Source organism: Mesorhizobium sp. BR1-1-16 (assembly GCF_020165495.1).
In the GTDB taxonomy this organism is placed as follows: Bacteria; Pseudomonadota; Alphaproteobacteria; order Rhizobiales; family Kaistiaceae; genus Kaistia.
Genome location: NZ_JAIUIE010000001.1, coordinates 1,189,770 through 1,203,594, shown reverse-complemented (window position 1 = coordinate 1,203,594; position 13,825 = coordinate 1,189,770). Strand labels below are relative to the sequence as shown.

General features: G+C 62.7%; 13 protein-coding genes and 1 tRNA gene. 9 read left to right on the top strand and 5 right to left on the bottom strand.

Annotation, left to right across the window (positions count from 1 at the left end; all coding sequences use genetic code 11):
- Positions 1–42 precede the first annotated feature (42 nt).
- Both LB518_RS05700 and LB518_RS05695 read right to left on the bottom strand, forming a co-directional pair.
- Positions 43–1,362 carry an efflux RND transporter periplasmic adaptor subunit gene (locus LB518_RS05700; RefSeq protein WP_224574082.1) on the bottom strand — a complete coding sequence of 440 codons (1,320 nt, stop codon included), beginning with the start codon at positions 1,360–1,362 and terminating at the stop codon, positions 43–45.
- Between the two features lie 226 nt (positions 1,363–1,588).
- Complete coding sequence (locus LB518_RS05695; protein ID WP_224574079.1) at positions 1,589–2,317, bottom strand: sugar transferase; 729 nt, start codon at positions 2,315–2,317, stop codon at positions 1,589–1,591.
- A gap of 852 nt (positions 2,318–3,169) precedes the next feature.
- Here LB518_RS05695 and LB518_RS05690 point away from each other — a divergent pair.
- Both LB518_RS05690 and LB518_RS05685 read left to right on the top strand, forming a co-directional pair.
- Positions 3,170–4,447 carry a porin gene (locus LB518_RS05690; RefSeq protein WP_224574076.1) on the top strand — a complete coding sequence of 426 codons (1,278 nt, stop codon included), beginning with the start codon at positions 3,170–3,172 and terminating at the stop codon, positions 4,445–4,447.
- A gap of 111 nt (positions 4,448–4,558) precedes the next feature.
- Positions 4,559–4,975 (top strand): DUF2177 family protein, encoded by a 417-nt coding sequence (locus LB518_RS05685; protein ID WP_224574073.1) that lies wholly within the window; start codon positions 4,559–4,561, stop codon positions 4,973–4,975.
- Here the strand turns inward: LB518_RS05685 and LB518_RS05680 are convergent.
- Entirely contained in the window at positions 4,972–5,790 is an 819-nt protein-coding gene (locus LB518_RS05680) for a DUF1295 domain-containing protein (protein ID WP_224574070.1), read from the bottom strand. The genes LB518_RS05685 and LB518_RS05680 overlap by 4 nt on opposite strands.
- Before the next feature lie 199 nt (positions 5,791–5,989).
- On the bottom strand, positions 5,990–6,343 hold the full coding sequence (locus LB518_RS05675; protein WP_224574068.1) for a hypothetical protein: 354 nt from the start codon (positions 6,341–6,343) through the stop codon (positions 5,990–5,992).
- A gap of 226 nt (positions 6,344–6,569) precedes the next feature.
- Between LB518_RS05675 and LB518_RS05670 the strand changes: the two genes are divergently transcribed.
- Both LB518_RS05670 and map read left to right on the top strand, forming a co-directional pair.
- On the top strand, positions 6,570–6,782 hold the full coding sequence (locus LB518_RS05670; protein ID WP_224574066.1) for a ParD-like family protein: 213 nt from the start codon (positions 6,570–6,572) through the stop codon (positions 6,780–6,782).
- A complete protein-coding gene (gene map, locus LB518_RS05665) occupies positions 6,779–7,567 on the top strand; it encodes a type I methionyl aminopeptidase (RefSeq protein WP_224574064.1) in 789 nt (262 codons plus the stop codon). Before LB518_RS05670 ends, map begins: the two co-directional genes overlap by 4 nt.
- A gap of 17 nt (positions 7,568–7,584) precedes the next feature.
- Here the strand turns inward: map and LB518_RS05660 are convergent.
- Positions 7,585–7,677 (bottom strand) — tRNA-Ser (locus tag LB518_RS05660).
- A gap of 194 nt (positions 7,678–7,871) precedes the next feature.
- Between LB518_RS05660 and LB518_RS05655 the strand changes: the two genes are divergently transcribed.
- From LB518_RS05655 to LB518_RS05635, 5 genes are all read left to right on the top strand, one after another.
- The gene (locus LB518_RS05655; protein WP_224574062.1) at positions 7,872–8,885 is read left to right on the top strand and encodes a LacI family DNA-binding transcriptional regulator; all 1,014 of its coding nucleotides are present in this window, start codon (positions 7,872–7,874) and stop codon (positions 8,883–8,885) included.
- Between the two features lie 50 nt (positions 8,886–8,935).
- Complete coding sequence (locus tag LB518_RS05650; protein ID WP_502845792.1) at positions 8,936–10,225, top strand: ABC transporter substrate-binding protein; 1,290 nt, start codon at positions 8,936–8,938, stop codon at positions 10,223–10,225.
- A gap of 90 nt (positions 10,226–10,315) precedes the next feature.
- Complete coding sequence (locus LB518_RS05645; RefSeq protein WP_502845780.1) at positions 10,316–11,245, top strand: carbohydrate ABC transporter permease; 930 nt, start codon at positions 10,316–10,318, stop codon at positions 11,243–11,245.
- Positions 11,242–12,132 carry a carbohydrate ABC transporter permease gene (locus LB518_RS05640; RefSeq protein WP_224574054.1) on the top strand — a complete coding sequence of 297 codons (891 nt, stop codon included), beginning with the start codon at positions 11,242–11,244 and terminating at the stop codon, positions 12,130–12,132. The genes LB518_RS05645 and LB518_RS05640 overlap by 4 nt, the downstream gene beginning before the upstream one ends.
- Positions 12,133–12,154: 22 nt before the next feature.
- Positions 12,155–13,825 carry a GH32 C-terminal domain-containing protein gene (locus LB518_RS05635; RefSeq protein WP_224574052.1) on the top strand — a complete coding sequence of 557 codons (1,671 nt, stop codon included), beginning with the start codon at positions 12,155–12,157 and terminating at the stop codon, positions 13,823–13,825.

The following is a 13,825-nucleotide window of genomic DNA, read 5'->3' as shown; positions in this document are numbered from 1 at the left end:
CCTGCCCTGGGGTCGCCGATATGTCGCGTTAGGTCGAAGCCCTCACGGGGTCGCTGGAGCCGGCGCCGGCGCCGGCGTAGCGGCGGGAGCCGGTGCTGATGCTGGTGCAGGTGTCGTCGATGCCGGAGCTGGCGTCGCAGCGGGGGCCGGTTCGGAGCCGGCCGGCGGTGCAACCGCCCGTGCCGGCGCCGCTGCGGGCTCCGCGGCACTCATGTCACCCTTTTCCGGATCGACCGTATTGCCCGGAACGGCGCGTTGGTTGCCGCCGACGACAACCCAGTCGTCCTTGGTGAGGCCGGAATCAATCACGCGAAGCTGGCCTTCGAGCTGGCCTGGCTTCACGATGCGCTGCTCGACCTTGTTGTCGGAACCGACAACCAGAACGTAGCTTCCCGCCTGGCTCGTGGCGATCGACGTATCATTGACCAGGATGGCGTTCGGCTGCTTCTGCAGCGGCACGCGCACCTTGGCGAACAGGCCCGGCAGCAGCGCCGAATCCTTGTTGTCGAACACGCCACGCACCGTCAGCGTACCAGTGTTCTGGTCGACATTCGGCGCGATGTAGTCGATGACGCCGGTGTAGGGATAATCGGTGTCGATCGAGAGGCCGATCTCGACCGGTATGTCGTGCACGTCGCGCAACGTCTTGCCGCGCTTGGTCAAGGCTTCCTTGATCAGAAGCACCTGCCGCTCATTGACGCTGAAATAGGTGTAGATCGGGTCATTCTGGACAATCGTCGCCAGCTTTGTCGGGCCGCTATAGCCAACAAGCGCGCCGATATCCTGCAGGTGATTGCTGACCACGCCATCGAACGGCGCCTTGATCTCGGTGTAGCCGAGATTGATCGTCGCCACCTCGACATCGGCCTGTGCCTGCGCCGTCGCCGCGATCGCCTGGTCGAGCTGCGCCTTGGCGTCATCCGCCTTGGCAACCGAGGTCACCTGCTGCTGCACCAGAGTGTTCTGGCGGTTATATTCGAGCTGCTTGTTCTCTTGCGAGGCCTGGGCGGATGCCAGGGCCGCCTTCGACTGATCGAGCTGCGCCTGGTAGGTGTCGCGCTGGATCGTGAAGAGAACGTCGCCCGCCTTCACCTTCTGGCCGTCGACATATTTGATGCCGGTGAGGAAGCCCTGGACGCGCGCCTCGAGATCGACCTGATTGATGGCATCGGTGTTGCCGGTCAGCTCCATATAGAGCGTCACAGACTGCTGCACCGGCTGGGCGATCGTCACCTTCTGAGGCGGTGGCGGCACGTAAGCGTTCTTCTCGTTGCAAGCGGCCAGCGAGAGCGCAGCGACCGACGCCGCCGCGAACAGCAGTCCGCGGCCGGTTCTCACAAGGCTGAGGTCGCGACGGCTCATTCTATCTCCCCCGAGCGGCCCGATCACGGCCGATATCAATGACGGTCACACCGCCGCTGGACGTTCAGCGAATCCGCTAACACCTTCCTCAGCGACAAGAGCATATAGCCGCCCTATTGTTAAGGAGCGGTGGCAAATGTCGGCCACGTCTGCATCCGTCCGATCGCAGACACAAAAAAAGCCGCTGACCCTTCGGCAGCGGCTTTCCAATCGGCGAGCGACACGTTCAAAACGCGTTCGCGTGTAACAGCGATGTCGGTGTCAGCAAGAGTATCTTGACGTCGTAAAGCGGCGTCCACTTCCGGATATAGGCGCGGTCGCAGCGGAGACGCATCTGGATCTTGTTCATCGCATCCGTCGGCCCCCGATGGCCTTCGATCTGGGCAAGCCCGGTGAGGCCTGGGCGAACCAGATGGCGATCGGCATAGTTCGGCAGGATGCGGCCAAAGGTGTCGTCCATCGGCACGGCGTGCGGCCGCGGCCCAACCAGCGACATATCCCCTTTCAGCACATTGAAGAGTTGTGGCAGCTCATCAAGGCTCGTCCGACGCAGAAAGGCGCCGACCTTGGTGATACGGCTATCGCCCGCAGAAACCTGCTTGAATGCACCATGCGTCTCCAGCACACTCATCGAACGGAACTTGTAGAGCGTGAAGATCTCTCGACCTACACCATATCTCTTCTGCCGAAAGAAGACCGGCCCGCGGCTCTCCAAACGAATGACGAGTGCGATGATCAGCAGGACAGGCAGAAGCACGACGAGCAGCCCAGCGGCGCCGACGAGATCAATTGCCCGCTTGAAGCGTGAGGCATTGATTTCCGACGCCCTTGCGACGAGCCTGGCGTTCGGTATAGCCACGTCGTGCGTCGCGGCGGGGTCTCTCTCTGCGGCGCGGAAGAGTCCAAGGTTGGTGGAGTCGGGTGCAACAGCTTGAGCAGTTTCGTCAAAAAACATCGGTAGTCCCCGCGGATCGCCCGATTTTTGCGCTGCACAACTTATCTCGCACAGCAACATTACTAGTTTGTAACGCGTGCTCCGGTTGCCAGCAAGCGCTTTCTTGCGTCGTCCGGAACTCGAGCCCGCCAACTATGCGGGCAAAACCGTCTTCAACATTGCCGCGACAATTCCTGATTTATGGATAACGAGCCGCCATCGGCTCCGCTTTCATTCTAGAATTCATCGAAAAAAATGCTCGATGAAAGGATGAGCGCAGCCATCGCCTGTCGTTTCGCCCATCGACGATCAGAGAGCGCAGCAAAACAGGCGACTGGGGCAGGATGATGACCGCCGCGATCGAGGGGTTTCACTCTGTGCGGCCCAAGCACGCCGCGTCCGTGTCAGCGCTATAGTTTATTGTGTCGCTCACGGGTTCACTTTCTCTGCAAGCATAAGCTTCGCTGCAGTCGGATTTTGACACCTCCATCCCTATCAATGCCATGGCGGACATTACGCGACGCAGCAAGTTGCACGGCCGCTCAGCCGCCACGTCGATCCATTTTACGACGGCAAGTCATTATTCTGTTTTTGTTATGTCACAAAGCATTGAGGCATTTTGGCAACGGATATTGCGGGACATCGCGTCCTTCGAATTGTGACATTCTCTTCACATGCCAGCGCTGTCGGCGCCCGCTAGGTTCCGCTCAACCTGACGCGAGGGGTCGTGACAGGCCGCGGATGCTGAATGCAGCCGCACTATATTATTTCTGGGGGCACCTGACCGAAAGATAACCTGACGGCGAAGCCATCGCGCTTGGCCGGTCAGCTTATCCAATCGTGTCTTGTTTCTTCCTCAACACGAGGTCAGACATGAATTTCAAGCTGTTGCTTCTGGGGTCGGCTGCTGCGATCTTCGCATCCGGCGCCGCCCAAGCTGCCGATCTTGCTGTCGCCGAGCCGGTTGACTATGTGAAGGTCTGCGATGCGTTTGGGAAGGGTTTCTTCTACTCTCCTGGCACTGACACCTGTATCAAGGTCGGCGGATACCTGAAGTTCGGTACCGCTTTTGGCGATACCGACTTCGGCATCTATAACAAGATCTATCCGAACAGCCAGTGGTCGAACTTCTACACGGAAGCTTCGGTACAGCTGACGGCTTCGTCTGTCACCGAGTTCGGTAATCTGACCGGCTTCATCGACTATCGTGCTCAGTCCGGCAACACCGGCTCGTTCACGCAGTCGGCGACGCAGACGGTCAACGCTTCGACCAATTCGGCTTATGTCGACAGCGCCTACCTCTCGCTTGGTCCGATCAAGGCCGGTCGTTTTGACTCGCTGTACGACTTCGGCCAGGGCTACACCGATACGGGCAGCTTCGCGTCCGACACCAAGACCGACCACATCCAGCTGACCTATGCCGTCAATGGCTTCGGTCTCTCGGTCTCGGTCGAGGACCAGCGCGACCGCGGCGCTTCCGGCAACACCGGTGATGCCGTGCTCGCTGGCGCCAGCTACTACCAGGGCGGTCAGAACAACATCCCCGACATCGTCGGTGCCGTGGCCTACGCCTCGGGCATCTTCTCGACGAAGATCGCTGCGGCCTATGTCAATAACGCGGTTGACATCAACGGCGGCACCGGCTCGATTGCCGACCCGTACGACATCAACGCGAAGACTGGCTGGGCCCTCGGCGGCAGCGTCGAGTTCGCGCTCGACAGCTTTTCGGCCGGCGACAAGTTCTTCGTCACCGGTTCATACGGCGACAATGCCAACTCCTACACCGGCATCGCTGGCGGCACCTCGGTCGCGAACCTGACCGGCACCGTCGATGGCAGCTTCGTCGCCGCCGCCGCCCCCGGTTCGAGCTGGTCGGCTCTCGCCTCCTATAAGCATGTCTGGACGCCGTCCGTCTGGTCGGCGGTCACGGGCGGTTACGCTTCGTATGATGGCGATGGCTACTTCGACAACTTCACCGTCGATGCTTATCGCGGTGTGTTCTCGACGGGCTGGACCCCGGTTACCGGTCTCGACCTGATGCTCGATGGCCAGTACTCGCATGTCGACCTGTCCGACGGCGCCGGTCCGAACAAGTCGGAGAAGGATGGCGACGCCTGGACCCTCAATCTCTGGATGAAGCGCACCTGGTAAATCCGGAGGTCCGGCACATCGCGCCGCCGGACTTTCGCTGACAATCTGGCCGGCGCCGCGATCCAGCGGCTCCGGCCATTCGTTATTGGAGGGCAACCGCGCGAGGATTCCATGCTCAACGCCCTCACCTATGCAGTGACGCTCATCCTGTTCGCCGCCATCGACTCTGTCTGGCTCGGCAGCATGGCGACCCGGATCTATCGCCCGTTGCTCGGCAACATCCTCGTCGAGAGCTTCCGGCCAGGACCAGCCGTCGCCTTCTATCTCTTCTATGCCGTGGGGCTTCTCGTTTTCGCGGTGCTGCCGGGCGTCAAGGGCGCCGGCGCGGGCCATGCGCTGCTTTGGGGCGCGCTGTTCGGTCTCTTCGCCTATGGCACCTACGACCTCACCAATTTCGCCACGCTGCGCAATTGGGGCATCGCGATCACCGCGATCGACATGACATGGGGCACAGTGCTGAGCGGGGTCACAGCCTGGCTCGCCACGATCATCACGAGCTGGCTCGCGCGGCAGTTCGGCCTTGCCTAGGCTTTTTGCCGGCGCGGCGGCCATGGGAAGAAGGCCGGCACGCGGTCGCGATATCCTGCGAAGGCATCGGGCCGGCTGCGCATCATGTGCGCTTCCAGGGGCGGAATGCCCGAGACATGGACCAGCAGCCAATAGATGAAGGCGGGACCGGTCAGCGCAACGAAGCCGAACGGATAGCCGCCGCCCAGATCAATCGCGAAAATCGGATAGGCAAGCCAACCGAGCCACTCGAAAAAATAGTTGGGATGGCGCGACCAGGCCCAGAGCCCATCCTGGCAAACAGCCCCGGCGATCGCGTTCGGTCGCTCGCGGAAACGCTGCAACTGCCTGTCCGCGATGGCCTCGCCCAAAATCGCGACGAGAATGAGAGCGACCGCCACCGCGTCCTGAAGACCGAGCCCCATCCGCGCATTCTGCGCTGCGGCCAGTATCGACAGGCACAGGAACCAGCCGGCCGCAGCCTGGATCATCAGGAAGATGAAGAGGCGCCGTTGGAAGTCGGCGCCCCATTCCTTGCGGAACGCGGCATAGCGCGCATCTTCCTCACTACCGCGCGAGCGCGCGGCAATATGGCTCCCGAGACGAATCGACCACACCGCCGCCGCGATTGCGACGAGGAGCTGGCGGCCGGTTGGCCAGTCCGCACCCACGACAGGCAAAAGCGCGAGACCAACGCCCGCCAGCCCGACCCCGAACGACCAGAACGCATCGGACCATCCGGCATTTCCAGTAACACGCTGGGTCGCCCAGGCCGCCGTCATGACGAGGATCAGCAGGAGCGCTGCGCCTCCGAGTCCCGCGACGATCACGGCCATTTAGATACCCTATGAGGATGGTTCGCTTCCCCGCGACGGACTATCGGGTCGTCGTTGGCAACAGATCGAGGCAAGGCGGTTCCTTCGGCAGATCTCCGGCAAGCCCGTCGGTCGCTCGCCTCAGCGGAGCACATAGCGGCCGAATCCGCCGCGCATAGCACCGCCGGTGAATTTGCCCTCCTGCTGCCGGCTGGCGAGATCAGGCGCTGCGATGGAGCGCGTGGTTGAAGGCCTTGGAGAAGGCCGCATCGAAACCGCCGACGAAGCCAATGGCAAACTGACCCGCCATCGAAACCACCACCATCGCGACGACGATCGCACCGATCTGGGCGGGACGAAGTTTCAGGACCAGCGCGACGACAACCGTCACCACGACGAACGCCGCGAAAGCGATCAGGACGGTCGATCCGGCGAGCTGGGCTACACATGACGCAAAGAAGCCGGCGGCCGCCGCAATAAGCCCGACCCAAAGCGGCGCCTTGGTGAGATAGGCGCCAAGCGCTCCGCCACAAAGCGCAAGCACTGCATAGAACACCGTGAACATGGAAATCATCGCGCTTCCTCCCTACGAGTTCTCCCAGGCTAGCGAGAGAGACTTTAGGAAAAGTCTCTAAGGACCGGATCTTTTGAACAAATACCTCAAAGCGCGCCCCACTGTGGCGTCCATCGGACCGTGACCGTCGCACGTCCAGGCCGCATGTTGGCAGCCCGAAAAAGGCGGCTGCAATTCGGGCCAGGCGACTATATAATCCATATACGAATCGTATAGGGAGACCTTGATGGGCATCGTGAATATCGACGACGAACTGCATGAGCAGCTTCGCCGGGCCAGCAAGGTGTCGTACCGGTCCATCAACGCCCAGGCGGCCTATTGGATCAGGCTCGGCATGCTGTGCGAAATCAACCCGACGCTGAGCTTCAGCGAGATCATCGGCGGCGAGCTCCGATCGGCGGGTGTCTCGGCAGCACCACTGGCGCCGAGCCATTCATGACGAAGCAGCCGCATGAATTGGCCCTGCTCGCCGAATCCGGCCGGCTGCTGGCCTCGGTCTTCGAGATGCTCGATCGCACCTCTCTCGCAGGCCTTTCGACGCTGGCGGTCAACGACCTGGTCGAGCGTTTCATCGTCGACGATCTCAAGGCCCGGCCCGCCAGCAAAGGCCAATATGGCTACGGCTTCGTCTTGAATGCGTCGGTCAATGATGTCGTTTGCCATGGCGTTCCGTCGCCATCGGACGTGCTCCGCGATGGGGACATCGTCAATCTAGACATCACGCTGGAACAGAGCGGCTACATCGCCGATTCCAGCAAGACCTACCTCGTCGGGGCGGTAAACCCCGCAGCGAAGCGGCTGGTCCAGACGACCTATGACGCCATGTGGGCCGGCATCCGGACAGTCCGCCCCGGCGCGACGACCGGTGATATCGGCTGGGCAATCGAGCGACATGCCCGACGCAACGGCTATTCGGTCGTGCACGAATATTGCGGCCACGGAATTGGCCGGGAAATGCACGAGGAGCCGCAGATCCTCCATTTCGGAAAACCCGGGACAGGCCTCGCCCTTCGCGAAGGCATGGTCTTCACGATCGAACCGATGCTCAACCGCGGCCGGCGCAGCGTGAAGACGGAAGCGGACGGCTGGACCGTCACGACGCGGGACGGATCCCTCTCCGCCCAGTTCGAGCACACCGTCGCCGTCACGGCCTCGGGCGTCCAGGTTCTGACGCTACGCCGCGACGAACGCGGACAGGCCGCTCGGACGGCGCACGCGCAGTGAAATGAGACGAGAAGGAATGGCGGAGAGGAAGGGATTCGAACCCTCGAGACGGTTTTAAGCCGTCTACTCCCTTAGCAGGGGAGCGCCTTCGGCCACTCGGCCACCTCTCCGCCGCCGGGTCTACAAGACGCAAACGGTCGAAACAAGGTCTTTCGGCAGTTTCCCAGAACTATGTCGCCTGCCGGCGATATCACTGCGCTGTCGTAGCCTCCGCGATTTGCGGGACCCATGTGAGGGCCCTTGACAGGCCGCGCGGATCAGATAGACGTGAGTAAACGATAACCCAGTAGCGCGGAACGCCAACATGGCGCGCTCGAAGGTCTCCCTTCAGGACATAGCAGGGCAGCTTGGCGTCTCGGTCAAGACTGTCTCCGGCGCGCTCAGCGGCGATGGCGGCATCCGCATGGCGGAGGATACGCGCCAGCGCATCCGTACGCTCGCCAATGAACTCGGCTACAAGCCCAACCTCATTGCGCGCGGCATGCGGCAAGGCGTGATGCCCATCATCGGCATCGTGGCCGACGGGCTGATCACGCAGCCCTTCGCGACCGAGATCATGCGGGCCTTCGATAACTCTATGCGCAACGACGGTCTCTCGGTGATCGTCACAAGCACGGGCAGCGGGCGATCCGTCGAAGCCGGCATCGCCGAGTTGCAGCGGCTTATGCCGCAATCGATCGCCTATGCGACGATGTATCACCAGATCGTCGATTTTCCGGCCGCTGCACAGGAGTCGCTGGCGCTGATGATCAACTGCAGGGACAGCAAGGGTTCGCTGCCAGCGCTGGTGCCTGCCGAGCGGCTCGCAGGGGCGGATATCACCCGCCGGTTGATCGCGGCCGGCCGGCGGCGCATCGCCTTCTTCAACCTACCGGGCCTTCTCGCCGGCGAACTGCGCGCCGAGGGCTTTCGCGAGGCTCATGCGAGCGCCGGCATTACGGTGGACGAGACGATCCTGCGTCCGGCCACGCGCGGAACCTACAGCAACCAGGCGCGCAGCCTCGTCTTCGAGCATGTGGCGGAACTCTTCAGCGGCCCGGCGCAGCCCGACGCGATCCTCTGCGGCAATGATCGCGTCGCGCTCGAGGTCTACGGTGCCTTGCGCCGCCACGATCTTCGCATTCCGGACGACGTTTCGGTCGCCAGTTTCGACAATCAGGTCGAGATCGCGGCGCGGCTCGATCCGCCGCTGACGACCATGGCACTGCCGCACAGGGCCATGGGCAGACGCGCTGCCGAGATCCTGGCCGGACATGGCGCTCCGGCCCGTACCATTGAAGAAATCCCGTTTCGTCTTGTGGAGCGGGCTTCGATCTGAAGCCCCGCGGAACGGTCTTAAGAGGGAGAGAGGACGCCATGGCGTTTCATCTGAGTAAACGTTTACTGAGCCTATTCTGCGCTGGCACCATGCTGGCCAGCGCCCTGACGGCGGCGGAAGCGGAAACGCTGAAGCTGATGTTTCAGGGCGATGCCTATGAGATCAAGAACATCACCGCGACGGCGCAGAAATTCGAAGCTGCCAATCCCGGTGTGACGATCGAGCTGATCAACACCCCGCATGACGGCTACAACGAGAAGATCGGCGCCGCAGTGTCCGCAAAGGCACTGCCGGATGTCATCGAGCTCGATGGTCCGTTCCTCGCAAATTATGTCTGGTCGGGCCTGCTGCAGCCGATCGAGGGCTTGGTCGACCAGGCGATCATCGACGACATGACCCCGTCGAATGTCGCGCAGGGCACCTATCCGATCGACAAGAAGCTCTATGCGATCGGCCTCACCGATTCGACCGTTGTGCTCTATGGCAGCCGCAAGCAGCTGACCGAGCTTGGCATCCGCATCCCGACCTCGGTTGACGATGCCTGGACCAAGGACGAGTTCCAGGCTGCTCTGGAGAAGCTCTCGACGGCCCCTGGCGTGAAGTGGCCGCTCGATCTCTTCCGGTCCTACGGCACCAAGTCGGAATGGATCACCTATGGCTATGAGCCGCTGCTCGTCTCCATGGGCTGTGACGTCATCGACCGCACGACGTGGAAGGCCGAGGGCATGCTCGACGGCGCGACCTGCGTCGAGGCCGCCAAGATGATGCAGGACTGGGTCAAGAAGGGCTGGGTCGTTCCGCAGTCGGCGGGTGGCAACCAGTTCTACGCGGCCGGCCGGCCGGCGGCGCTCGCCTGGGGCGGTCACTGGTTCTATGCCGAGGCCGAAGCCCAGATGGGCGACGACCTCGTCGTAATGCCGCTGCCGAAATTCGGCGAAAAGGGCGCCAGCCCGAATGCCACCTGGATCTATGCGATCTCGAAGGATGCGGCCAATCCGCAGCTTGCTGGCAAGTTCCTCAGCTTCATGCTGCAGGATTCCGATTATCGCGCCGGCTATCGCGACCATGCCGGCTTCCCGGGCCTGAAGTCGTTCGCCGCCGCCTCCCCGCTCTACGCTCAGGGCGGCGCCATGGCGGTTGCCTTCGAGCAGGCCGGCAAGACGGCCGTTCCGCGTCCGCCGCATCCGGCCTACCCGACCATCACGCTCGCCTTCCAGCAGGCGATGACGAACATCTTCGATGGCGCCGACGCCCAGCAGGAGCTGACCAAGGCGGCCAAGGAGATCGACGCCGACATCGAGGACAATGACGGCTATCCGCCGTTCGGCGAGGCCAATTAGGCCGGCGCGCGGCGGATTCGCCGGCGCAGAACCGCAAGTCCAACAGCGCCGCGTTCCCAAAGGGGACGCGGCGTTCTCCAAGAGGCGGAGATGATCCAGATGTCTACCGAAACCCTGACGGCCGGCCGGCGACGCCGTGCCCCGCTCTGGGGCGGTCGCTTTCAGGAACTTGGTATGCTGCTGCCATCCCTGGCACTCATCGCCGCGTTCCTCCTGCTGCCGTTCCTGTCCTCGTTCCGCATCGCGCTCACGAACGAGCGCTTGATTCCCCGGCCCGTCCCGGCCCGCTTCGTCGGCCTCGACAACTTCCAGAAGGTCCTGACCGACCATGACTTCTGGCAGGCGCTATGGAACGTCGCCCGCTTCACAGTGATGGTGCTGCCGGTGCAGTGTGGCTTCGCGCTCGCCATCGCGCTGTTGCTCAACCAGAAGCTGCCGTTCCGCAATTTCTTCCGCGGCCTGTTCTTCCTGCCGGCAATCACGTCGATGGTGGTCGTCTGCGTGATCTGGGCGACGCTGTTTCAGTATCCGACGGGCCCGTTCAACCAGATTGTCGGGTTCCTGTCGTTCGGCATGGTGCAGCCGATCGACTGGCTGGGCGACCCGGCCTGGTCGATGCCGGCCATCGTGCTGCTCTCGGCTTGGCAGGCCTATGGCTTCCAGATGATCGTCTATCTCGCAGGCCTGCAGGGCATCTCGGATTCGCTCTATGAGGCGGCCTCGCTCGACGGCGCCAATCGCTGGCAGAAGTTCTGGCACGTCACCATGCCCTCGCTCCGGCAAACGCATGTCTTCGTGCTGATCATCACGACGATCCAGGCCTTCAAGCTGTTCACGCAGGTGAACATCCTGACCCAGGGCGGCCCGCGCGGCACGACTGAGACCGTCGTGCACTACATGTTCTCCGCCGGCTTCGTGAACCAGCGACTGGGCCTTGCCTCCGCCGTCGCCATCATCCTGTTCTTCATCGTGCTCGCCGTCTCGCTCGTTCAGCGCCTGGTTGTGAGGGACCGCAAATGACCGTCATCTCAGAACCCCTCGCGGCGCCCCGGCGCGCCTCTTCCGAGCCGCGCGACATCGGCGGTATCATCAAGCTCGTCGCAGTCTCGCTGATCGCGCTCGTTATCGTCTCGCCGCTCATCGTGCTCGTCGTCGGCAGCCTCAAGGCGGACCGTTTCCAGATCCTCGCCGATATGGGCACGTTCCGCGCTTTCTGGGTCGACAATCCGACGCTGCAGAATTTCCGCGACATGTGGGTGTTCTCGGGCGCCCTGCCCTTCGGCCGCTACCTACTGAATTCGCTGGTGATCCTGTTCGTGACGGTGATCGGCGGCGTGTTCCTGAACTCGATGGCCGCCTTCGTGCTGGCCTGGGGCCGCCTCCCGGGGCGCGCCGTCATCCTGGCGGCGCTCGTCGCGCTCTATATCGTGCCGCAGGAATCGATCGTCCTGCCGCTCCTCACGATCATCAACAGGATCGGACTGTCGGACAGTTTCGCGGCGCAGATCCTGCCCTTCATGGCGAGCCCGCTGTACATCTTTCTCATCTACCAGTTCTTCATCCAGATCCCGCGCGACATCTACGATGCCGCGACGGTCGATGGTGCCGGACCATTCCGCATCTACTGGTCGGTTTTCCTGCCAATCAGCCTGCCGGTCCTCGCGACGGTCGCCATCCTGCTCGGCATCGAAACCTGGAACCAGTATCTTTGGCCGCTGATGGTCACGCAGACCGACTATGCGCGGCCGATCTCGGTCGGCATCGCCTCGTTCTTCGGCACGGGCACGATATACTGGAACAATGCGATGGCGGCTTCGGTCATGATGATGATCCCGGTTCTCATCTTCTATCTCGCCTTCCAGAGATGGTTCGTCAGCTCGTTCATCTCCTCTGCCGTCAAAGGCTGAAAAGCCCGTCAGGATTGCCATCATGAAGATCGACTTTGCGCTCAACCTGGGCGAGACGCTGCACGTTTTCCAGAAGCCGGTCGGGGACGCTGCCGGATCCGTGGTTGTGCTGGCCACCGCGGATAGGGGGGAACGCGTGCTGCGCGGGCCTGTCTCGGACGACTTCACGCAAACCGAGGCGCGAGATCTCGCCGCCGGGCCCGCATCGCTCTCATTCGACGACGGAGCGACGGCGGTGTCGCTCGCCTATGCCTTTGACCCCAAGACCGTGTTGAAGACTGGCATCCGCACGCTCTTCACCACCGAGCGCAATCGGCCAAATACGGCCCGCCACCTGTTGCATCTGGCGCCCCCCTTCGGCTGGATGAACGATCCGAACGGGCTCTCGCAGGCCGAGGGCCTGACGCACCTCTTTTACCAGCACTATCCGCATAGCCACCGCTGGAACACGATGCATTGGGGTCATGCCGTCACCTCGAACGGCGTCGACTGGACCCATCTGCCGATCACGGTGCTGCCGCGGCCAGAACTGCTCGCCTCGGACGAGAAGGTCGGCGGCGTTTTCTCAGGCTCGGCCATCAACCTGCCGGATGGCGGGCTGCGGCTCTACTACACCGACCGTGAGGACGATCGCCTTCCGAACTGGGAATGGCAGATGACCGCGGTGACGAAGGATCTCGTCACGGTCGGACCCTCGTCACCCGTCGTGAGCGAGACACCCAGCCTGCCCGGCTTCGGCAAGAATTTCCGCGATCCCTATGTCTTCAAGGGGCCGGACGGGCTCTGGAAGATGGTGCTCGGCGGCGGCACGGACACGGCAGCCGTGGTGCTGCTCTATGAGACTGATGATCCCGATGGCGTTGCCGACTGGCGCTTCGTCGGAGTGGTGCATCAAGAGCCGACGACGCAGAAGCTGCCCGCCGAGTGCCCGTGCATGGTGGCGCTCGACGGCGAGGGCGAGGGCCTACACGCGCTCATCCTCGGCCTGCTCGGCTCACGCGACGAAGTCAGCCGCCGCCGCAACGTTACCGTCGCGATGATCGGCCGGTTCGATGGCAAGAGCTTCGCACCCATCGAGCGCTTCGAGCTCGACTATGGCACCGACGCCTATGCCTTCCAGGGCATTGCCGGTGCCGATGGGCCGTTCGGCTTTGCCTGGGCGGCGAACTGGACCGACGTCTTCAAGGACCGCGACTTCGCGAGCGCCATGACCTTCCCGCGCCGGCTGGTCTGGAAGGACGGTAAGCTGTTCACGCCGCCGCTTGAAACCGTCGCTGCGCTGCGCCTGCCGGAGCCGCCGATCACGCTTCCGCCGGCCGCCTCCCCCGTCGCCTTGAACATGGGGCTCGGCGAGATCGAGATCGAGATCGGCGCCAAGGGCGAGCCGTTCGACCTGGCCTTCGCGCATCCGACCTTTGGTCTGTCGCTCGGCTTCGATGGCCATATGCTCGAGCTGCACTTCAAGGCCCCGGGCACACGGCCCTCGCCGCGCTACTTCATCGAGGATATCGCGCCCGAGAAACTGCGCATCTTCGTCGATGTCGGCTTGATCGAGATCTATGTCGACGATGGTCGCTGGTGCATCACCAAACGGATCGACAGCGATGAGCCGATAGAATCGGTGACGCTGAGTGCCCGGCCCGACACCATAGCCTCGGCAACGCTGCGCCATCTGCGCCCGCAGGGCACCTGA